The following is a 22,056-nucleotide window of genomic DNA, read 5'->3' on the forward strand; positions in this document are numbered from 1 at the left end:
GCCCAGGAGAATTCTGGTCCGCCATCGCAAACGGCGGAGATTCGGCAGTTCGCCCGTCGAGTCTTTCAAACGGCTTCCGATGGCTGCACGGTGATTATTGTTGATCGCCCGCCAAAATGCATGAGCCCGAGCCGAATCGTCTCCGCGTGAATATCGACGATGTCCTCGATCCGTGGACAGTAACCTCCCGCCATGCTGACGGCCACTGGCAACTCCGCCTCCTGGCACGCCGCAAAGACCATCCGATCCCGTTCGGACAAACCGGCCTTTGACAGAGACAGTCGTCCAAGGCGGTCTCCGGCGTATGGATCGGCGCCTGCGAGATAGAACGCAATGTCCGCCCGGGCGGCCTGGAGAACCGTCGGCAGCGTTTTCTTCAAGGAGGCGAGGTATTCCGTATCGCCTGCGCCGTCATCGAGAGCCACGTCCAGATCGCTGGTTTCCTTTTCGAACGGATAGTTCCGGGCGCTGTGCATCGAAAACGCGAAGATGGAGCTGTCTCCGCGGACCAGAGCGGCGGTCCCGTTCCCCTGATGCACGTCCAGATCGATCACAACCGCCCGCCGAATCAAACCTTCAGCCTGCAGTCCGCGAGCCGCGATCACCGTGTCGTTGAAGATGCAGTAACCTTCGGCCCGGTCGCGAAAGGCATGATGCGTGCCGCCGGCCAGATTCGCGGCGAAGCCGTCGAAGAGGGCCGCCCGGCCGGCCGCCAGCGTCGCTCCGGAGGAACGCCGCGACCGTTCGATCAGCTCCGGAGACCAGGGAAACCCCAGGCGTTTCAGGTCGTCGCGGTCCAGATCGCCCTTCACCACCCGCGTCAGATAGTCGGCATCGTGAACGCGCAGAATCTCGACGTCGCTGGCCGCGGGCGGAACCAGCAGTTCCTGCCCGCAACCCCAGTCCGACCGGGCGATCCGTTCGCGCAGTCGGGCGTACTTCTGCATCGGAAACTGGTGAGTTTCCGGCAGGGGCAGCACGAACTGATCGGTGTAGAAGAGTTTCACGTCGAGTCTTCCAGCGATTCGCGTTCGAGGCATTTTAGCAGCTTCGGCCGCGGCGCATTCGTCCACGACTTGCGAATTGTCCGGTCCAAGCCGATAACTGTCGCAGATTCCCCCAACCAACTTCGCAGGAAGCCCTCCGGATGGCGACTTCGCTGTTTGATCTGACCGGCCGCGTCGCACTGATCACGGGCGGCAGCAAAGGACTCGGCAAAGCGATGGCCCGCGCCTTCGCGCAGGCGGGTGCGGATGTGATCATCAGCAGCCGCCATCCCGCCGAGCTGGAGGCTGCCCTGCCGGAGATCCTGCACGGCACGCATCGCAAAGGATGCTGGATTGCGGCGGACCTGTCCGTGCGCGAGGACATGCAGCGGCTGGCCGACGAGGCCCTGGCGACGTTCGGCCGCATCGACATTCTCGTGAACAACGCCGGCTCGAACATTCCCGAACCGATTGAAGATCTCCAGGACGTCAACTGGGACCGGCTGATGGAATTGAATCTGACCTCCTGCATGGTTCTCTCCCGCGCCGTCGCGCCGGCGATGAAGGAGCGGGGCTGGGGACGCATCATTCACATTTCGTCGGTGATGGGGATGACCTCCAAAGCGGGCCGCACGACGTATTCCGCCACCAAGGCCGCACTGATCGGCATGACCCGCGCCATGGCGCTCGATCTGGGCCCCAGCGGCGTGACCGTCAACTGCATCGCGCCGGGTCCGTTCCTGACCGATCTGCCGCTGAGCGTCCTGTCGCCGGCCGATCGCCAGAACTTTTCCGACCGGACGGCCCTCGGTCGCTGGGGCGATCCGCAGGAGGTCGCCGGGCCCGCTCTGCTGCTGGCCAGCGACGCGGGGAGCTACATCACAGGTTCGACGCTGCTCGTCGATGGCGGCGTGCTCTGCAAATCGCTCTGATACTAACTCACCGACCGTCTCCGGGACGGATTGAAGTCCGGAATGGATCCCGCATGTCGAGCCAGAGAACTTACACCGGCCACGGACTGGTGTTTCATTATCCGACCGACTGGACGCTGTCAGAGGACGCGTCCGACGGCGTTGCGACCGTGTCGCTGCAGACTTCGGGCGCCGCGTTCTGGTCCTTGACGGTCTTTGCCGATCGCCCGGCGGCGGAGGATGTCCTTGGCGCCGTGCTGGCCGCATATCGCGACGACTATCCCGAGCTCGATATTTACGGCGTCAGCACGACGATCTGCCAGCTTCCCGCCGAGGCCTGCGACCTCGACTTCGTCTGCTTCGACCTCGTCAGCTCCGCCGCGTTGCGTTCCTTCGAAACACTGACCCGCACATTCCTGATCGTCTATCAGGGGCAGGACCGGGAGATCGAACAATTCCGGGCGGACTTCGAACGCATCATTTCCAGTCTGCATCTCGATTCCGAGGAATTCGAGAGCCCGTACGAGCCGACCGCCCCCCCCGACGAGGAATAGCCCCCGATGCAGGCCACGGACGCCTCAACGCTCCCCGGTCGCGAGGCCTGGACGATTCCTCTCGATGTGACGTACCTGAATCACGGTTCATTCGGCCCGGCCCCGCGGTGCGTTCAGGAAGAACGCGAACGCTGGAGCCGCCGCCTCGAACAGCAGCCGATGGACTTTTTCCTGCGGGAAATGGAGCCGCAGCTCGACGAAGCGCGTGCGGTCCTCGGTCAGTTCGTGGGCGGGGATCGCCGCGACCTGGTCTTCGTCGACAACGCGACCATCGCCATGAACGTCGTCGCCGCCTCAACGCCCCTGGCCGCCGGGGACGAGGTGCTGCTGAACGATCACGAATACGGCGCCGTCTTCAATATCTGGCGGAAGACGTGCCAGGGGGTCGGCGCCAAGGTCGTCACCGCCGCACTGACGACGCCGATCAGTTCGGCGGAGCAACTGATCGAGGAGCTGTTCGCGAAAGTCACTCCGCAGACGCGGTTGATCGTCGTCAGCCACGTGACCTCCCCGACCGCGGCGATTTTCCCGGTGGCCGAGAACTGCCGGCGCGCCCGCAGTCTCGGCATACCGGTTTGCATTGACGGTCCGCACGCTCCAGCGATGGTGCCGATCGACCTGCGGGCGATCGGCTGCGATTTCTACTGCGCCAGCCTGCACAAGTGGGTTTCGGCTCCCTTCGGCAGCGGTTTTCTCTATGTCGCCCGGAAACGTCAGTCCCAGTTACGGCTGCCGCTCGTCAGTTGGGGACGCAGTCTGGGCGGCCGCGACGAATGCTGGCAGGATGAATTCCAGTGGATGGGGACGCGCGATCCTGCGGCGGTTCTGGCGGTTCCTGCGGCGATTCGATTCCTGCAGGCGGCGGGGCTCGACCGGTTTCGCGCCTACGGACACGACCTCGCCCGCTACGCCCGCGGGCGTCTGGAAGCCTGGTCCGGCTGCCGGGGTCTCGTTCCCGATGAACCGGGCTGGTATGGAACGATGGTGACCGTGCCGCTCCGTCGATCCGAGCCGCAGCGTTCAAAACCGAATGCCTTCGATCCTCTGCAGCGGGCGCTCTGGGAGCAGCACCGGATCGAGGTTCCCGTCATGGACTGGCGCAATCGCCGGCACCTGCGGGTCTCGTGCCATCTCTACAATACGCGGGCCGAGATCGACCGGCTGGTGACGGCGCTGGAGAGCCTCGAACATTGAACGGACGCAGCGACAATCACTGTCCGAACGCCGCCCGCAAGTCGTCGAGCATCGCCTGTTCGAGCAACTGATCGCGACCTCGCGCAATCCAGCCTGAGGGGGTGGCCTGCCCCACGACCAGGCTCAAATCCCGCTGCAGCGGATTGTTGTCGAGGAACGTCGCCGCTCCCGGCGAGTTTGCGGCGTTCGCCACGTCCTCGAGCTCCTTGTAGGCTTCGACGCCGATCAGGTAGCCGCCGTCGGCCGGCGTAATGCTGATATACGCCTTTCGCCGAATCGACTGCAGCGTGCTCTCGGTCCGCTCGTACAGACCGACCGACTCGCGATGCCACGGCTCCAGAACGCCCGAGCCGGTCTTGTATTGCGTCTCGATCACGCCGTCGAGCTTGTTTTCGCGGCGGATCTCAAACATGTAGTCGTGGACCACATCGACCGTCCGCTCCCAGACGAACTCGCCGTCGTTGGCGCGAACGAAGACCGGATTGCCGACTGGCGGACTGGAGGGGAGAATCGATGCGCACCCTCCCCCACTGCCGAGCACCAGCATCAGCAGCCAGACGCGAGCCGGGGACATCCTGTCCGCACGCAGCACGGATTCGACTCCAGGAACACGAGGGACCGTCTCCAGTTCGGACCCGGCGCGTAGTGTGACAACCGGTCCCGGTCGCCTCAAGACCGATTTCGCCGTGAAACTCCGGCAAATTCGTTCCGGCGTTCCACGCGGGAGCCTCCCCAATGAAAAGGAGGTCCGGCGAATTCGCCGGACCTCCTCGTACTTCACGCATCCGCCACCAATTGGCCGTTACGATCCGCTGCCGGTCAGGTCGGGTTCGTTGAGCAGGTTGGCCCGGGCCGCGAGGATGCGGTCCCGTTCCGCATAGATTTCCGCCAGAGCCTCAGGCTTGATCCGGACCTCGGACTTCTGATGCAGCTCGAAACCGGTACCGGCGGGAATCAGGTGCCCCAGGATCACGTTTTCCTTGAGGCCCACGAGGTTGTCGAGCTTGCCGGCGATCGCCGCCTCGGTCAGAACCTTCGTGGTTTCCTGGAAGCTGGCAGCAGAGATAAAGCTTTCGCTCTGCACCGCCGCCTTCGTGATGCCCAGAAGCTGCGGCGTTCCGGTCGCGGGGCGAGGCTTGCCGGTCTTCACGGGCTTGCCGCCGGTAGCTTCGATTTCCTGGTTGACCTGAAGAATCGTCGCGGCCGGCACGACGTCCCCTTCGTGGAACTCGGTGTCGCCCGGGTCCAGCACCTTGACGCACTGCATCAACTGGTTGTTGATGCGGCGGAACTCCCACTTGTCGATCAGCAGGCCGGGCAGGAGGGTCGTATCGCCGACGTCGTTGACCTTGAGCTTCCGCAGCATCTGCGTGACGACGATCTCGACGTGCTTATCGTCGATCGTCACACGCTGCGAGCGGTACACCGACTGGATCTCGTGGAGAAGGTACTGTTCGACGGCCTCTTCGCCGCTGACTTCCAGGATGTCGTGCGGCACGAGCGGCCCGCGAACGAGCGCATCACCCGCCTTCACCAGTTCGCCGGCATGCACCAGGAGGTGCTTACCGTGCGGAATAATGTGCTCTTTCTCGGTGCCGTCGGCGCCGCGGACGATGATCACGCGTTTTCCGCGTTTCTTCTCCGCGACGATGACGATCTCGCCTTCGATCTGCGCGATGATCGCGGGGTCCTTCGGCTTCCGGGCTTCAAACAGCTCGGTCACGCGCGGCAGACCGCCGGTGATGTCCTGCGTTCCCTGCGACTCGCGGGGCACCTTGGCGATGACCGAACCGGCGGAGACCTGAGTGGTCTCTTCGACTTCGATGCTCGCCCGTTCGGGGATGTAGTAGAAGTCGAGGATCTTGCCGGTCGCGTCTTCCAGAATGATCTGCGGGTGCAGATCGCCCTTGTGCTCGATGACCGTTCGCCGCATGTTGCCGTTGGCGTCGCGTTCGGAACGGACCGACTGGCCTTCGACGAGGTCTTCGAAGCGGACGCGTCCGCCGACCTCGCAGAGCACCGGAACCGAGTGAGGGTCCCAGACGCAGACCACCTGGCCGATATCGACGAGATCGTTCTCGGCGACCTGCAGCACGGCGCCGTTGGGAATCGTGTACTTCTCGAGTTCACGCTCCTTCGGATCGACGATGACGACTTCGCCGTTCCGGCCGAGCACGACGCTCTTGCCTTCGGCGTTGACCACGCTGCGGACGCGGGCGAACCGGACGCGTCCGGCCCGGCGGGTCTTGATTTCGCTGTCCTGCACGTCGCGGATGCCGACGCCGCCGATGTGGAACGTCCGCATGGTGAGCTGCGTACCCGGTTCGCCGATCGACTGCGCGGCGATGATGCCGACGGCCAGACCTTCTTCGACCAGCGCACCGGTCGACAGGTCCATGCCGTAACACAGCCGGCACATGCCGAGATCGGCTTCGCAGATCATCGGGCTGCGGACCTGGATTTTCTCCAGACCCATCGCTTCGATGCGTCGGGCGACGTCGACGGTGATCAGCTCGCCTTCGCGGACGATAACCTCGTCCGTAATCGGGTTGACGATGTTGGTCCGGCTGACGCGGCCGCGGATGGCGTCGGTCAGTCCGACTTCGACCTTCTCACCACGATAGATGACGCCGCGGGTGATCCCCTTCGTCGTCCCGCAGTCCAGACAGGTGATGACCATGTTCTGGCAGATATCGGCCAATTTACGGGTCAGGTAACCGCTGTCCGCCGTCTTGAGCGCCGTGTCGGCCAACCCCTTACGGGCGCCGTGGGTGGAGCTGAAGTACTCCAGCACGGTCAGGCCTTCGCGGAAGTTGGCCTTGATCGGCGTTTCGATGATTTCGCCACTCGGCTTGGCCATCAGGCCTCGCATACCGGCGAGCTGACGGATCTGCTCCTGGCCGCCTCGGGCGCCCGAGTCCGCCATCAGGAAGATCGGGTTGACGTACTTGCCGCCGTCGCGGACGTCGTTCTTGAACGCGTCCATCATCGCCGCGCGAATCTGTTCGCTCGCGTGGGTCCAGGTATCGAGCACCTGCTCGTACCGTTCCTTGGAGGTGATGATGCCGCGCTCGTACAGCTTCTGCTGCTTGAGAACTTTGCTCTCGGCGTCGCTGATCACCTTCTCCTTGTTGGAAGGCGTATTCAGGTCGCTGGTGGCGAAGCTCAGACCGCTGCGCGTCGATTCGCGGAAGCCGATTTCCTTCATGCGATCGAGCAGTTGAATCGTCTCGCGACGGCCCAGCTCCAGATAGCAGTCGGAGATGACGTTCGCCAGGTCCTTCGACTTCATCGTGATGTTGTAGTACGCCATCTTCGCGGGGAGGATGTCGTTGAACATCACGCGGCCGACGCTCGTCTCGATCAGGCCGCCCTTGGTGAACTCTTCGGCGCCTTCCCCCTTGACTCGCTTGTCCTTCGGCATCCGCACCTTGACGGCGGTGTGCAGCCGGAGTTTGCCGAGCTGGAATGCGGTATGGACTTCCCGCACGGAGGAGAAGCACATCCCGTGGCCGATCAGGTCGTTCTTCTTGACCGTCACGTAGTAGCAGCCCATCACGATGTCCTGCGAAGGACTGATGATGGGAGCGCCGTTCGCCGGGCTGAACACGTTGTTCGTCGACATCATCAGCGTGGTGGCTTCCACCTGCGCCTCAATCGACAGCGGCAGGTGGACGGCCATCTGGTCGCCGTCGAAGTCGGCGTTGAAGCCGCGGCAGACCAGCGGATGGATGCGGATCGCGTTGCCTTCGACCAGAATCGGCTCGAATGCCTGAATCCCCACGCGGTGCAGAGTCGGAGCGCGATTCAGCAGCACGGGGTGATTCGTGATGACTTCTTCGAGAATATCCCAGACTTCTTCGTCGCGACGCTCCAGCATCCGCTTGGCCGACTTGATCGTGTCGGCGTGGCCCAGCTCCTTCAGCCGCCGGATGATGAACGGCTGATAGAGTTCGAGCGCGATCTTCTTGGGCAGCCCGCACTGATGCAACTGCAGGTTCGGACCGACGACGATGACCGAACGGGCGGAGTAATCGACTCGCTTGCCCAGGAGGTTCTCGCGGAACCGGCCCTGCTTGCCCTTGATCATGTCGGTCAGGGACTTCAGCGGACGATTCGACGAGCCCAGGACTGGTCGCTTGCAGCGGTTGTTGTCGAACAGCGCATCGACCGACTGCTGCAGCATCCGCTTCTCGTTGCGCACGATCACTTCGGGCGCATTGAGGTCCACCAGCTTCTTCAGCCGGTTGTTCCGGTTGATGATCCGGCGGTACAGATCGTTCAGATCGCTCGTGGCGAAGTTACCCGAGTCGAGCAGCACCAGCGGGCGCAGATCGGGCGGAATGACCGGCACGCAGTCCAGCACCATCCACTCGGCCCGGTTGTCGCTGTCGCGAAGGGCTTCCGAGATCTTCAGCCGCTTGATCAGGTCCTTGCGCTTCTGCTCGCTGGTCGTCTTCTTCAGCTCCTCGCGGAGCTGAGCCGACAACTCGATCAGATTCAGGCCCATCAGCAGCCGCTTGACCGCCTCGGCGCCCATTTCGGCTTCGAAGGACTCATCGCCGTACTTGGCCTTCGCCTGCCGGAATTCCTCTTCCGTCAGCATCTGGCACTTGCGCAGCGGGGTATCGCCCGGTTCGATAACCACGTAGTCCTGGAAGTAGATCACCTTTTCCAGCGACGTGGTCTTCATGTTGAGCAGCGCCCCCAGCCGGCTGGGCATGCTCTTGAAGAACCAGATGTGGACGACCGGAGCGGCGAGCTCGATGTGGCCCATCCGCTTGCGGCGGACGCGGCTGTGCGCCACCTTCACGCCGCAGCGATCGCAGATCATCCCCTTGTACTTCATGCCGCGGTACTTGCCGCAGGCGCATTCCCAGTCCTTTTCGGGTCCGAAAATGCGCTCGCAAAACAGGCCGTCGCGTTCCGGACGGTAGGTCCGGTAGTTGATCGTCTCCGGCTTCTTCACTTCGCCGAACGACCAGCTCCGAATATCGTGCGGGCTCGCCAGGCCGATCTTGATGCCCGAGTACTCGTTGACGCGATCATAGGTCGTTTCGCCAACACTCACGGGGAATCTCCTTTGAGAATGCAGTCTGCGGTCGATGCGCAGAAAAACTTGATCACTTACGCCAGCCGGTGAAACGCGCGTCAGACGCCCGTCTTCTCCAACTGCATGTTCAGGCACAGACCGCGAATCTCGTTGTTGAGCACTTCGAAGCTCGCCGGGGTGCCCGCTTCGAGAGTGTTCTCGCCCTTGACCATCGACTCGTAAATCTTCGTCCGGCCTTCGACGTCGTCGCTCTTGACCGTCAGCAGTTCCTGCAGAATGTAGGCGGCGCCGTACGCTTCCAGCGCCCACACTTCCATTTCGCCGAATCGCTGTCCGCCGAACCGCGCCTTGCCGCCCAGCGGCTGCTGCGTGATCAGCGAGTATGGCCCGGTCGCACGAGCATGCACCTTGTCTTCGACGAGGTGGTGCAGCTTGAGCATGTAGATGTAGCCAACGGTGGTCTTCTGCTCGAAGGCCTCGCCCGTCCGTCCATCGTAAAGCTGCGATTTGCCGTCGTCGCACAGGCCGGCCTGGATCAGCAGCTTGTGAATCTCTTCTTCCGCCGGACCGTCGAACACCGGGCACTTGACCCGGATGCCGAGCTTGGCGCAGGCGAACCCGAGGTGGGTCTCGAGAATCTGACCGACGTTCATACGGCTCGGCACGCCCAGCGGATTCAGCAGGATGTCGACCGGAGTGCCGTCCTCCAGGAAGGGCATGTCTTCCTCGGGCAGCACCTTGGAAATCACACCCTTGTTCCCGTGACGACCGGCCATTTTGTCGCCGACGGAGATCTGCCGCTTCTGCGCCACGTAGACTTTGACCATCTGCAGCACGCCGCTCGGCAACTCGTCGCCGCGCTTCATGGTGTTGAGCGTGCGGTCGCGTTCGTCGATCGCGTCTTCCACAGGCTGCCAGAAATCTTTGATGGCCTTCTTGCAGTCCGCCTTCTTCTGCGGACTCTTGATATCGAGCATCTCAAACATGCTGTGGAACGTCTCGGCGTACGTCGCCAGGAACTTGTCGTCGTTCACCGACCGCACGTCCCGACCGTCCGAGTCCTTCAGCTTGCTGCCGAACGCCGTCTCGAATTCCTTCAAGAACTCCTTAAACGCCTCGGCCACCGACGCAGCCCCGGCCTCTTCGGCCTTCTTCAGCTCCGCTTCGAACTTCTTCCGCTCGCCTTCCGACAGGCTCATTCGGCGGGAGAACTTCTCGGTGTGGATCACAATTCCTTCGACGCCGCTCGGAACTTCCAGCGACTCGTTCTTCACGTCCTCGCCGGCCCGCCCGAAGATCGCATGCAGCAGCTTTTCTTCCGGCGTCAGTTCTGTCTTTGCCTTCGGGGAGACCTTGCCGACCAGAATGTCGCCCGGCTCCACGCGGGTGCCGATCCGTACGATTCCGTCTTCGTCGAGATTCCGGAGCGCCTTCTCACTGACGTTAGGAATATCCCGGGTGAACTCTTCGCGGCCCAGCTTTGTCTCGCGAACTTCCACGTCGAACTCGTCGATGTGGATCGACGTGTAGACGTCTTCCTTCACCAGACGCTCGGACAGGATGATCGCGTCTTCGAAGTTGAAGCCTTCCCACGACATGAACGCCACGAGCACGTTCCGGCCCAGGGCCAGTTCGCCGTCTCGAGTCGCTGCGGAATCGCAGAGAATCTCGCCCTTCTTGACCTTCTGACCGACCACTACGGTCGGCTTCTGATTCAGGCAGGTCCGCTCGTTGAGCCCCATGTATTTGCGGAGCGGATGCTTCCGGCCATCGATCTCGATGACGTTCGCGTCCACATAGGTGATCTTTCCGGACTTCTCAGCCCGTAGAACCATGCCGGAACTTTCCGCCACGGCGGCTTCCAGTCCGGTTCCCACCAGCGGCGGCTCGGCAATCAGCAGCGGCACGCCCTGCCGCTGCATGTTCGAACCCATCAAGGCGCGGTTGGCGTCGTCGTGCTCCAGGAACGGAATCAACCCCGCGGAGACGCCGACCATCTGGCAGGGGGCCACGTCGATGAAGTTGACTTCGTTCGACGTAATCCAGACCACGTCGTTGTGATGGCGGGCCATCACGCGATCGTCTGAAATCACGCCATCCTTGACCGGCGTATCGGCGGGCGCGATATAGACCTGCGATTCCTCGTCCGCACGGCACCAGACGATCTCGTCGGTCACTTTCCGATTCACCACTTTGCGATAGGGGGTGATCAGGAAGCCGTAATCGTCGACTTTCGCGAAGATGCTCAGACTCGAAATCAGTCCGATGTTCGTCCCTTCGGGCGTTTCAATCGGACAGATTCGGCCATAGTGCGAAATGTGCACGTCGCGGACTTCGAAGCCCGCACGCTTCCGGTTCAAACCGCCAGGTCCCAGGGCGCTGAGCCGGCGCTCGTGCGTCAGCGTCGCCAGCGGATTCGTCTGATCGACGACCTGCGAAAGCTCGCCGCGGCCGAAGAAATACTCGATCGCCGCCGACACGCTTTTCGGATTGATCAGCGTCCGAGGCGACATCTCTTCGACGTCTTTGAGACTCATCCGCTCCTGAACCGTGCGACGGAGCTTCAGAAATCCTTTGCGGATTTCTTCGGCCGCCAGTTCGTCGATGGTCCGCAACCGGCGATTGCCCAGGTTGTCGATATCGTCGACGCTCGCCGTCGCTTCGCCCGACCGCAGCTTGTGGATGTAGCGGATCGAGTTGACGATGTCGTCGGGACGGAGCGTCATCTCCGTGTCCGGCACGTCCTGATTGAACTTCCGATTGATCCGGAACCGGCCCACGCGGCCCAGCCGGTAGCGGTTCACGTCAAAGAACTTCTCCTTGAACAGATCCACGGCCTTTTCGAGCTGCGGCGGATTCCCCGGGCGCAGCCGCTGATAGATTCGCAGCAGGGCGTCCTCGTAGGACATCGTCGGATCTTCGAGGATGCTCTCCAGAGCCAGCCGGTCGGCGACCTCGTCGATAATCAGCACCGACTTCAAAGGCGAAGCCGCCAGCTCCTCCGCAAGAGCGCTGTTGATCGGATGACCCGCTTCGACGATGATCTCGCCGCAGCGCTCGTGGCCCGCCGGATAAATCAGATCCTCCGCGGCGTGCTTGCCCGTCAGCTTCTCAACGGCCTCTTTGCTCAGCTTCACCGTCGAGACCGGGTAGAACAGCTTGATCAGCGCCGGCGTCGAACCGAACTCCGGCCCCATGGCCCGCAGGAACGTCATCACGGAGAATTTGCCGCTCTGATCGATGCGGACCCCCAGGGTCTCACGCTTCGTGATATTCAGCTCGATCCAGCTACCACGCTCGGGAATCACGCGGCAGGAAAAACTCTTTCGCTCGCCCGGCTCGTTGGCCTGGACAAAGTCCACGCCCGGGGAACGATGCAACTGGCTCACGACCACGCGCTCGGCGCCGTTGATGATGAACTCGCCGCCGCCGAGCATGATCGGCATATCGCCCAGGTACACCTCTTCCTCGATCGGCTGCTCCTTGACGAGTCGCAGCCAGACGCGGAACGGACGACCGAATGTCAGGCGAAGCTGGCGGCACTCCAGTGGCGTATACCGCGGTTTGCCCAGCTCATACTTCACGTATTCCAGGCGGTATTTTCCGTCCTGGTAGCTCTCGATCGGAAAAATTTCGCGAAGGATCGCCTCAAGGCCCTCGTCCTTGCGCTCCCTGGGTTCCTTCTCCAGTTGAAGAAACCGGAAGTAAGACTCGGTCTGGATTCGCGTCAGATCCGAGATCTCAAAGTCACCCTTCAGGGCGCCCAGATTACGGACTTCATTGACCGGGATGACGCGAATAGAGGGAACTGGCATGCGTGTCACTTCCTGAGAAAGACAACCGGCGGCAGGAACTCTGCCTCACACCCGGGAGCAGATCAGCGGCTTGAACGTCGCGCGACCGTACCGGTCACACAACTTCCCGTCAGGATCGTGCTCAACGTCGGGATGACGCGCGACCATACACTTTCCGCGACCTGCCAAACCGGAAAGAATAACCGAACGAACGCGCGGATCAACCTCAGCCATCCGCACGTTGCTCCCGCTCAAACCACATTTCACAGCAATGGGGAGCGGCTTCTCTCCCGAGCACGAATCACACCCGAGACCCGTCCATCCCTGAACGGACAAGACCAGTAGACTGCGAGACGGCGGCGGGCCGTACGCATGGCGTCCTCCTGATTGGCGAAAGCGGCATAGCTGCGGCCCGGACGCGGAATCCACGCCGGGCCGCAGCATGATCGCCTAGCAGGCTACACCAATCACCCCCGTTCGTCAAATGTTCTCTTGACAAACGCGGAAAAATCGGTGCAGTACGCCTGTCGTCCAACTCTACTTGATCTCGACCTTGGCGCCGGCGGCTTCCAGTTCGGCCTTCAGCTTGTCGGCGTCTTCCTTCGAAACGCCCGACTTCACGGCCTTCGGAGCGGCTTCCACCAGGTCCTTGGCTTCCTTCAGACCCAGGCTCGTCGCCGCGCGAACTACCTTGATCACGCCGATCTTGTTGTCGCCGATCGCGGCAAGAACCACGTCGAACTCGGTCTTTTCCTCGGCGGCGGCCGGCGCACCAGCGCCGGGAGCAGCCGCCATCATCACGGCCCCGCCGGCAGCCGGCTCGATCCCGTGCTGCTGCTTCAGGTAGTCGGCCAGGGCCTTGGCCTGAAGCAGCGTCAGGTTAGCAATCTTGTCGCCCAGATCCGTCGTCGAGGCGTCGAAAGTCGCCACTTCAGTCATTTCCCCAGATCCTTTCTTCGTCGCAAAAAACCGATACTCAAATCATTAGATAGTGGTTGCCGGCCGACGCGGCCTCAGCACACCGCGTCCCGCTTACGCGGCGGGAGCATCCCCGCCGTCTTTGTCCGCCATCGCCTTGATCGCGCCGGCGACGCGACCTCCCGGCCCCAGCAGGGCCGCAGCCAGGTTGGCGCCTGGTGAGAGTATCTGTGCGACGAGGTCGGACAGCAGCTCTGCGCGGCCCTTGCTCTTCGACAGATCCTCAACATTCTTAGCCGTCAACGACGTCGCGCCGATCGCGCCGCCCCTGATCTCCAGCTCTTTAATCTGCGTCGCCTGCTCGGACAGTTCCCGAGACAAAGCAACGATATCTTCTCCACCGAACGCAATCGTCGACGGGCCGGTGAGCACGGCGCCCAGCCCGGTCAGACCGAGATCGCTGAGCGCCTTGCGAGCGACCGCGTTCTTCACGCCGAGCAGCCGGATGCCCTTCTTGCGCAACGTCAGCCGGAGTTTGTTGGCCGTGACGGCATTCACCTTGGAAGCGTCCAGCACCAGCACTTCACGATACTCGCCAACCCGTTCACGGATTTCCGAGATCATGAGATTCTTAACGACCTTGCTCATCTCTATCCCATACCCGGCAGCACCGACTGCCCCAGAAATTCCGTGCACGAACCCCGCAGACCGGTCTCGCCGATTAAACGGCCGCGACCGTCACGCCGGGAGACATAGTCGCCTGGACGCTGACGTTCCGAATGTACTGTCCCTTCGAGGTCGCCGGCTTCAGCGCCCGAATGTACTTCAGGAAAGCCTCGACATTCTCCACCAGCGGCGTCTCATCGAACGACAGCTTGCCGACGACGCAGTGGACATTGCCGCCGTCGTCGACGCGGAACTCCACCTTGCCGGCCCGATACTCTTTCACGGCGGCCGCCACATCCTGCGTCACCGTGCCCGCTCGCGGCGACGGCATCAGGCCGCGAGGCCCCAGCACGCGGCCGAGCGGACCGACAACACCCATCATGTCCGGCGTCGCAATTGCAACGTCGAAGTCGGTCCAGCCGGTTTTGATCTTATCCGCCAGTTCTTTGCCACCGACGAACTCGGCGCCTGCCGCCGTCGCGATCGCGACGTTATCGCCCTGACAAAACACCAGGACGCGCTTCGACTTGCCGATCCCGTGCGGCAGCACGATCGAGCCGCGGACGATCTGATCCGCCTGCCGAGGATCCACCCCAAGCCGGATCGAAATCGTCACGGTCTGATCGAACCGGCACTTTCGGATCGCTGCGGGGAGCGTCCCTTCGAGCTGTTTCAACGTCTTCACCGCAGAGGGAAGATCCACCGTGCCCAAGCTCTGGACCTGAGACTGCAAATGTCGCATGCGCTTGGAAAGATGCGCCATGACAACGATCCGATCAAAAGAACCAACTGTTCGCACCAGAGACCAGCCGCCACCCCGGCAGCTAGTCCACCACTTCCAGCCCCATGCTGCGCGCCGTTCCGGCGATCACTTTCGCCGCCTGTTCGAGGCTCGAAGAATTCATGTCTTCGAACTTCGTCCTGGCGATCTCAAGCAACTGGGCCTGAGTGACTGTCCCCACCTTCTCCGCCTTCGGATTCACCGCGCCCTTGGCAATCTTGGCGGCCTGTTTCAACAGCACCGACGCCGGCGGGCTTTTCAGAATAAAGGTGAACGACCGATCGTCGTAGATCGTGATCACGACCGGAACGATCATGCCGTTCAGATCGCGAGTCTTCTCGTTAAACTGGGTCACAAACTGACCCAGGTTCACGCCGTGCGGACCGAGAGCCGTACCGACGGGAGGAGCAGGCGTCGCCTTGCCACCCGGGATCTGGACCTTGACCTGCGCCTTAACTTTCGCGGATTTCTTCGCCATTTGCCCAAGCTCTGCGCGGATTCAGCTCGCGCTCTCAGGAGCGTTCGACCTGCCAGTATTCGAGATCCACCGGCGTCGAACGCCCGAAGATCTCGATCAGCACCGTAATCTTGCCGTTGGCCTCGTCGATCGCGTGAATCGTCCCCTGAAACGTATCAAAGGGACCGTCTTTAATCTTCACCATATCGCCGGTCTCAAAGTCCACCTTGACCTTGGCCGGTTCTTCTTTGCGACTCTGCTCGACACCGAGCATTCGCTGGATTTCATCTTCCCGCATCGGGATCGGCTTGCCGGCCGCTCCCGTAAAATCCCCAACCCCCCCGGTCGTGCGCACCAAGTACCAGGTGTCGTCATTGAGAACCATGTGCACCATCAGGTAGCCCGGGTACAACTTGTGCTCAACGACTCGCTTCTTTCCCCCCTTGGTCTCCACAACCTTTTCAGTCGGGATCACGATCTCGCCAAAGAACTCGTCCAGCCCTTCCTGCCGCAGCCGGCGAACCAGCGAGTCACGAATCGACCGCTCGCGGTTGCTCTGAACCTTCAGCACGTACCAGAGCATTCCCTGGCTGTCGGCGTCGGCACCGCCCACAGCATTTTGCTCCTGGCTCATCCCTCAGTCCTTCGCTGCAACCGCTTGAAAAACAACGCTTTACGCTGCAATAACAACACCGTCCCCGCAATCGGGAAGTCGCGGCGAACCGGCTATGATGTCGCCACAGCACTGGTTTTGCAAGCCATCGAAGCAGGAAAAACCTGACGACGACTGGAGATAGTTACGCCTGCAGAATGGAGCACCAGCGCAGGAAATACTGCCAGAGCATGTCGTAACCGAACAGCACCACGCTGAAGAGGAACATCGTCACCAGCACGACGACCGTCGCGCGCCAGAGTTCGCCCCAGCCCGGCCACGACACCTTCCCCATCTCGCCTTCGACATCGATCAGAAAATCCGCGAACCGGGGAAAGTGGACGAGACGAAACGCAGCCCAGGCCCCGGCGAGGACCACAAGCGTCGGGACGCCAATCCGAATCAGATCGCCGTACTCGACCAGCAGTCGCGCCTGCAGCGTCCATGCGCCCCAGACGACAGCGGCGGTTACGACAATCCACGTCCAGAGCCGGGCGATCCGCCCCTGATTCTTCTTGAACAGCCCTGCGGAGAACAGAGAGTTCAGATAGGTCGATTCTCGAAGCGCCTTGGCCATCACTGCCCTCTGTCGACGTCAGGCGGCATCGCTCGACGTTCCTGCATGGAATTCCAACGGGTCGGCAGTCCGCACCGCGTTCTCCGGCAACATTGTCAAGCACGGGCGGAGGGACTCGAACCCCCAACCTGCGGATTTGGAATCCGCTGCTCTGCCAATTGAGCTACACCCGTAGACCGCGGCCGGCATTCGCCCGCCGCCGTTCCGCCAGAGCAGCCTGGAGCGCTACTTCTTGCGGGATTCTTTATGGGTGGTGTGCTTGCGAAGCTTGCTGCAGTACTTCTTGAGCTCCAGCCGCTCGGTGCCGCGCGTCTCTTTGTTGACGCGATAGTTCCGGAGGCCGGTTTCCGTACATTCCAGCCACACAAATTCGCGAGCCATCGAATCACTCTCCCGAAGTCACAACCGACCTCACCCCGTTGAGGGTGAGGTCGGTCCATGGATCTGCACGGTCAGTCCGCCGGCGGAGGACTAGTCAAGAATCTTCGTGACGACGCCCGAGCCCACCGTCTTGCCGCCTTCGCGGATGGCGAAGCGGATGTTTTCCTGCATGGCGATCGGCTTGCCGAGCTGAACTTCCAGGCGAACATTATCGCCCGGCATACACATTTCGGCGCCGTCGAGCAGCTTGGAATCGCCGGTCACGTCCGTCGTGCGGAAGTAGAACTGCGGCTTGTAGCCGTTGAAGAACGGCGTGTGACGGCCGCCTTCTTCCTTGCTCAGCACGTAAACATTGCACTCGAACTTGGTGTGCGGCGTCACCGAACCCGGCTTGGCCAGAACCTGGCCGCGCTGCACGTCTTCCTTCTTGATGCCGCGGAGCAGCACGCCGACGTTGTCGCCCGCCTGCCCCTGATCCAGCGTCTTCTGGAACATTTCGACGCCGGTGCAGGTCGTTTCCTGCGTATCGCGGAGGCCGATCAGTTGGCACTTGTCGCCAACCTTCAGCACGCCCTGCTCGATACGACCGGTCACGACAGTGCCGCGGCCTTCGATCGAGAAGACGTCTTCGATCGCCATCAGCATCGGCTTGTCGACGTCGCGGGTCGGCTCGGGGATGTTCGCGTCGAGGGCGTCCATCAGGTTCGAAATGCACTGGCTGTACTTGGGGTCGGCCGGATTGTCGAGCGCGCCCTTGGCGTTGCCGCGCACGATGGGAATATCATCGCCGGGGAAGTCGTTCTTCGACAACAGCTCGCGGATCTCCATCTCGACGAGCTCCAGGAGCTCTTCGTCGTCGACGAGATCGCACTTGTTAAGGAACACGACCAGCGCGGGGACGTTCACCTGGCGGGCCAGCAGAATGTGTTCGCGGGTCTGCGGCATCGGACCGTCGGCGGCCGACACGACCAGAATGGCGCCGTCCATCTGTGCGGCGCCGGTGATCATGTTCTTGATGTAGTCGGCGTGGCCTGGACAGTCGATGTGGGCGTAGTGGCGAGAGGCCGTTTCGTATTCGACGTGGCTCACCGCGATGGTGACGGTCTTGGTTTCGTCACGGACGGTACCACCCTTGGCGATATCCGAATACGACTTGAACTTCGCAAGCCCCTTGGCGGTCTGAACCGCCAGAATTGCGGCGGTCGTGGTCGTCTTGCCGTGATCGATGTGACCGATGGTGCCGACGTTGACGTGCGGCTTGGTCCGCTGGAATAATTCCTTCGCCATTGCTGCTCTGAACCTCTTTCTCTCTGTCCCGGGGGGCGGCTGATCCCGCCTGATTCATTGACCACGGTGACCACCGGGCCGCTACGACGGTGAACCCCCACCGTCTACCTGCAGTGGCAGCCAGTTCGCTGCCCGACAACACAAAAGCTGCTGGTGGGATTCGAACCCACGACCTCGTCCTTACCAAGGACGCACTCTACCGGCTGAGCTACAGCAGCAATGCACGGCCGGCCTTGCCGCAAAAAGTGTGCATTTCGTCGCAAGTTGTCAACCCTGCCACGATTCTGCACGCCGAAGCCGAAACAGAGCGGGTGATGGGAATCGAACCCACACCACCAGCTTGGAAGGCTGGAGCTCTACCATTGAGCTACACCCGCGGTCGAAAAACTCCGAAGCCAGAACCCCTCACGCCGAAACAGGTTACGTCTCTGGCAGAGCCGCACTCATTTCGCTTTCGAACGATCGGACCTCAGCATTTTTCAGTGGTGGGAGCAGGATTCGAACCTGCGAAGGCATTGCCATCAGATTTACAGTCTGACCCCTTTGACCGCTCGGGAATCCCACCGGATTGTCTGTCGTGATCTGTCTGCCGTGACCTGCCTGTCGCTTCTGTGGAATCCGTGCCGACCACCGCCGAGAAGAGCTAGCGGTGGGATTCGAACCCACAACCCCCAGTTTACAAAACTGGAGCTCTGCCGTTGAGCTACGCTAGCGGGTCCCCGGACCACCCCAGTTGAGAAGGGATGAATATAGCAACCTCGGCACCACGTGCAAGCGCCAGTCGCAGTCACTGGACGTGAAAACTGGCATCCGGGTTCGCTCTCCCCGACTTTCTCCCGCGATCGGCAACCCGGACGCGTTGCTGCGCCGTCTGAAAAAGCCTGCGGCGGCGCAGATCGTCGCGCCGCCGCAGGGGAATTCCAACCGTTCCGCTCGTCAGGCTTCAGATGCCCGGAATTTCGAGGCTCTCGGCCTCTGCGATCTTGCGCAGCTTTCGCAAGGCCCGCGCCTCGAGCTGGCGGATGCGTTCCTTGGTTACGCCAAAGCGGTGGCCGACCTGCTCCAGCGTCTGCGGAGCCGCCCCCACGCTCAAGCCGTAACGGTGCACGATGATTTCCTTCTCACGCGGCTCGAGCCGATTGAGGATGACCATGATCGCTTCATGTTGACGATGGTTGACCACTTCGGAATTCGGCTCGCCCGCATGCGGATCGGACGAATTCTGGAAGACTTCGTCGTTTCCGGTCCGGAATCGGTCCAGGCGGGTGTGCTCGGCCGGAATCGAACGGGCGTAGTTCTTGATGATCGCCCAGCTCGCATAGGTCGAAAACTTGAATCCTTTCGTGAAGTCGAACTTCTCGATCGCACGAATCAGCGACATGTTGCCGTCGCTGACCATCTCGAAGAAATTGGTGTTCGGCTTCACGTGTCGCTTGGCGATCGACACGACCAGCCGCAGGTTGCTGCGGATCAGGAAGTTCTTCACCTCGCCCGCCAGGTTCAGCCACTGCTCGATCTGATCCATGTCGCGAGTCTTCGGGCGCTGCGGATCCAGCGTCTTTCGCAATTCCGCGGCCTTGAACTTCAAGTAGTTCATCCGCCGGAAGTAGTACGCTTCCTCCTCGCGAGTCAGCAGCGGGATGGCATACAGGCTTGCCAGATACGGCGGCAGCCCCGGCGGCGGCTTGACGACTCCTGATTTGCGGTCAGTCGGCGGAGGCGACGACGTCAGAATGTTCGCGTCGGCGTCGGCCGCATGAAATTCCTCGGCGTCCATGAAGTCGATCGGCAGTTCCAGGATCTGCTGAGCCCGGACTTCCGCGACGACGCGATAGATGCTTGTGCGGGTCCGACGGTATTTTTCCGAAAGGACGCCCACGTCCAGCCCGCGACGAAATTCCGCCACGAGCTGAACTTTCTGCTCGTCAGACAATGGTGAGGTGGAGTTGGGAAACACGGCAACCTCCGGATGTTCCTGGTCGTGATTCTTCAATGTATAACGCACCGTCTCGGGAGACCGTCCGAAGCGTCTCCCCAACCGCCGGGCAACTTCCGTCTGCCCGGCGCCAGCCCGCGACAGCCGTCGCGCCCGGCGAATCAGATTCTCGCGTTCTGCATCGGTCAATTGACTGAAACTGGCTCCCCGTTCGACGACAGTCGGATTCCGCTGAACAAATCGCTCAACCGTAGAACGGAGAAAGCCTACCTTTTTCCTGCCGCCAAACCGGAATCGCCGCGCCGGCAACCCTCTTTCGCGCCACCGCAGGACCGTCTTTCCGGACACTTGATATCGACGACTCACGTCTTCGACGGTCCAGACTTCATCATCGGTTACGGACGCGGCCTCAAGTTCGATGTTTTCCGAAAGGTCTTCCACAAAGCGTCGCAGGTCATGCAGCGCTTCTTCTCCCGAAATCGCCAGATCGGGATACAGCTCCGCGCGATAGGACGTAATCCGTTCGCAGATTTCGCCATACGGGTAGGAGTGTGATCGTTCGATTTCCCAGAGCAGCCGCTCGGCGCGGTCCACCTGGGCAGCCTGCACATCGCGTGGTGCGTAACGGATCTGCTGATCCCGGAGCTGCTTCATCACCGGATTGAGGTACTGCACCACCGCCGCCCTCCTCCCCCCGCATCACCGTCTCGCAGGTCAGTGCGAAATCAAATCCATGGGAGAACCCTGCACAGCAAAACCAATGCCAACCGGCATTGCGAAACCATTTCGTCAGTCGCGTCAACCCCTCCCCCGCCGGGGAGGAACTCGCATCTCTCCCTATGGAATACGCGAAATCTCGACAGCCAGATGAAGAAAAAGGTTCGAGATGACGCGGAATTTACCAAGTGTCTCGCAGTCTCCCGGCGGACAATCACCCGAAGTCGCAATTGATGGACGAGTTACGGCTACAGGGGGTTTCTACTAATCAGGCAGGAGATTTTCCACGATGTCTGAATTCTTGCCCAATCTCGTCACCGACATCCCGGGCAATTCCACAAACGAACACTTCCATGCGCTCAAAATCGCACTCCAAGTTGCTCCAATAGAGACGCAGAATGCGGCGCCCCCACTTCGTGGCCGCGGCTAATGGACCGCCGGAGCGGGGCTCGCGACTGGGGCGGCGCGCGGCGGATGGACCACTTTGACGTAACCCGAAATTGCGACAACGATTGCCGCCAGGCCAATCGTCACGGCGAGCCAGGTTTTCGACTTCGCCCGCATCCACTCAAACGTCGGCGACCGGCCGGTCAGGACCGAGGCCAGGAAGAACACGCCAAACGCCAGCAGAATCTTAGTTCCGACGAGCATGTGATAGAATTTGTCGCCGCGGTGACCGCCCATCCCCCCCAGATAGTTGTAGAACCCGCTCAGCAGAAACAGCAGAATCCCCACCTGGACGATTCGCCGCCAGCGCTGCATCACCAGACCGCGCAACTGGTTATGCGGTTCTTCAGGAAGCTGAGCCGCAGCGGGCTGGAGCACAAATCGCAGGAAAACGCTCCCCCCCAGCACCGTAATCGCCGTCCCCACATGCACCCAGCGCGAAAGTACGTCGACGAATTCCATGCTCAGTCTTGTCCCATTGAAAAGCATCTGCCGGCCTGTCGCTGCGACAGAGCCCTGCCAGAATTGTTGATGTCGACGCTCCCCGGTCCAAGGACGCTGCCATTTTCGGAATTTCTTTGGTGCACGAAATGTCAGGTTCAGGCGTGAGATTCCGCCGATCATTCCCGGATCGCATGACGCCCCCGTTTTTCGATTTCCGGAAAGATCGGCGATCACTGATGCAGGGCTGTTGCAGCGGTCGAACTTGGTTATAGTGGGAGCTGTAGTTTTTCGAGGGAGTTCC

General features: G+C 61.5%; 17 protein-coding genes and 5 tRNA genes. 3 read left to right on the top strand and 19 right to left on the bottom strand.

Annotated elements, in window-relative coordinates:
• Positions 1-65 precede the first annotated feature (65 nt).
• Positions 66-1,007 (bottom strand): histone deacetylase family protein, encoded by a 942-nt coding sequence (locus SH412_RS05625; protein ID WP_336522537.1) that lies wholly within the window; start codon positions 1,005-1,007, stop codon positions 66-68.
• Positions 1,008-1,147: 140 nt separating this feature from the next.
• Here SH412_RS05625 and SH412_RS05630 point away from each other — a divergent pair, with 140 nt between their 5' ends.
• From SH412_RS05630 to SH412_RS05640, 3 genes are read left to right on the top strand one after another with little or no spacing between them, the layout of a single operon-like run.
• A complete protein-coding gene (locus tag SH412_RS05630) occupies positions 1,148-1,918 on the top strand; it encodes an SDR family NAD(P)-dependent oxidoreductase (RefSeq protein WP_336522538.1) in 771 nt (256 codons plus the stop codon).
• A gap of 53 nt (positions 1,919-1,971) precedes the next feature.
• The gene (locus SH412_RS05635) at positions 1,972-2,451 is read left to right on the top strand and encodes a hypothetical protein (RefSeq protein ID WP_336522539.1); all 480 of its coding nucleotides are present in this window, start codon (positions 1,972-1,974) and stop codon (positions 2,449-2,451) included.
• Positions 2,452-2,457: 6 nt separating this feature from the next.
• Entirely contained in the window at positions 2,458-3,645 is a 1,188-nt protein-coding gene (locus SH412_RS05640) for an aminotransferase class V-fold PLP-dependent enzyme (protein WP_336522540.1), read from the top strand.
• A gap of 16 nt (positions 3,646-3,661) precedes the next feature.
• On the opposite strand, the gene SH412_RS05645 is transcribed toward SH412_RS05640, so the two are convergent.
• From SH412_RS05645 to SH412_RS05730, 18 genes are all read right to left on the bottom strand, one after another.
• Positions 3,662-4,237 (bottom strand): hypothetical protein, encoded by a 576-nt coding sequence (locus SH412_RS05645; protein WP_336522541.1) that lies wholly within the window; start codon positions 4,235-4,237, stop codon positions 3,662-3,664.
• Positions 4,238-4,447: 210 nt separating this feature from the next.
• Positions 4,448-8,716, bottom strand: coding sequence for a DNA-directed RNA polymerase subunit beta' (gene rpoC, locus SH412_RS05650; RefSeq protein ID WP_336522542.1), 4,269 nt, complete (start codon positions 8,714-8,716; stop codon positions 4,448-4,450).
• A gap of 80 nt (positions 8,717-8,796) precedes the next feature.
• The gene (rpoB, locus tag SH412_RS05655; RefSeq protein ID WP_336522543.1) at positions 8,797-12,513 is read right to left on the bottom strand and encodes a DNA-directed RNA polymerase subunit beta; all 3,717 of its coding nucleotides are present in this window, start codon (positions 12,511-12,513) and stop codon (positions 8,797-8,799) included.
• A 516-nt stretch (positions 12,514-13,029) separates the two neighbouring features.
• Positions 13,030-13,431, bottom strand: coding sequence for a 50S ribosomal protein L7/L12 (rplL, locus tag SH412_RS05660; RefSeq protein WP_336522544.1), 402 nt, complete (start codon positions 13,429-13,431; stop codon positions 13,030-13,032).
• 93 nt (positions 13,432-13,524) lie between these two features.
• The gene (gene rplJ, locus SH412_RS05665; protein ID WP_336524147.1) at positions 13,525-14,058 is read right to left on the bottom strand and encodes a 50S ribosomal protein L10; all 534 of its coding nucleotides are present in this window, start codon (positions 14,056-14,058) and stop codon (positions 13,525-13,527) included.
• A 73-nt stretch (positions 14,059-14,131) separates the two neighbouring features.
• On the bottom strand, positions 14,132-14,839 hold the full coding sequence (gene rplA, locus SH412_RS05670) for a 50S ribosomal protein L1 (RefSeq protein ID WP_336522545.1): 708 nt from the start codon (positions 14,837-14,839) through the stop codon (positions 14,132-14,134).
• A 61-nt stretch (positions 14,840-14,900) separates the two neighbouring features.
• The gene (gene rplK / locus SH412_RS05675) at positions 14,901-15,335 is read right to left on the bottom strand and encodes a 50S ribosomal protein L11 (protein WP_336522546.1); all 435 of its coding nucleotides are present in this window, start codon (positions 15,333-15,335) and stop codon (positions 14,901-14,903) included.
• Between the two features lie 34 nt (positions 15,336-15,369).
• Positions 15,370-15,948, bottom strand: a complete 579-nt coding sequence (nusG, locus tag SH412_RS05680; protein WP_336522547.1) for a transcription termination/antitermination protein NusG — start codon at positions 15,946-15,948, stop codon at positions 15,370-15,372.
• Between the two features lie 163 nt (positions 15,949-16,111).
• Positions 16,112-16,543 (bottom strand): preprotein translocase subunit SecE, encoded by a 432-nt coding sequence (gene secE / locus SH412_RS05685; RefSeq protein WP_336522548.1) that lies wholly within the window; start codon positions 16,541-16,543, stop codon positions 16,112-16,114.
• Positions 16,544-16,643: 100 nt separating this feature from the next.
• Positions 16,644-16,716: transfer RNA gene (locus SH412_RS05690), tRNA-Trp, on the bottom strand.
• A gap of 52 nt (positions 16,717-16,768) precedes the next feature.
• Entirely contained in the window at positions 16,769-16,924 is a 156-nt protein-coding gene (gene rpmG / locus SH412_RS05695; RefSeq protein WP_336522549.1) for a 50S ribosomal protein L33, read from the bottom strand.
• 90 nt (positions 16,925-17,014) lie between these two features.
• Positions 17,015-18,211, bottom strand: a complete 1,197-nt coding sequence (gene tuf / locus SH412_RS05700; protein WP_336522550.1) for an elongation factor Tu — start codon at positions 18,209-18,211, stop codon at positions 17,015-17,017.
• Positions 18,212-18,356: 145 nt separating this feature from the next.
• A tRNA-Thr gene (locus SH412_RS05705) sits at positions 18,357-18,429 on the bottom strand.
• An 88-nt stretch (positions 18,430-18,517) separates the two neighbouring features.
• Positions 18,518-18,588, bottom strand: a tRNA-Gly gene (locus tag SH412_RS05710).
• A 106-nt stretch (positions 18,589-18,694) separates the two neighbouring features.
• Positions 18,695-18,776, bottom strand: a tRNA-Tyr gene (locus tag SH412_RS05715).
• 76 nt (positions 18,777-18,852) lie between these two features.
• Positions 18,853-18,924: transfer RNA gene (locus SH412_RS05720), tRNA-Thr, on the bottom strand.
• Between the two features lie 230 nt (positions 18,925-19,154).
• Positions 19,155-20,825, bottom strand: a complete 1,671-nt coding sequence (locus SH412_RS05725) for a sigma-70 family RNA polymerase sigma factor (protein ID WP_336522551.1) — start codon at positions 20,823-20,825, stop codon at positions 19,155-19,157.
• Between the two features lie 465 nt (positions 20,826-21,290).
• Positions 21,291-21,773, bottom strand: a complete 483-nt coding sequence (locus tag SH412_RS05730) for a hypothetical protein (RefSeq protein WP_336522552.1) — start codon at positions 21,771-21,773, stop codon at positions 21,291-21,293.
• Positions 21,774-22,056 lie beyond the last annotated feature (283 nt).

Source organism: Planctellipticum variicoloris, from assembly GCF_030622045.1.
Taxonomy (GTDB): Bacteria; Planctomycetota; Planctomycetia; order Planctomycetales; family Planctomycetaceae; genus Planctellipticum; species Planctellipticum variicoloris.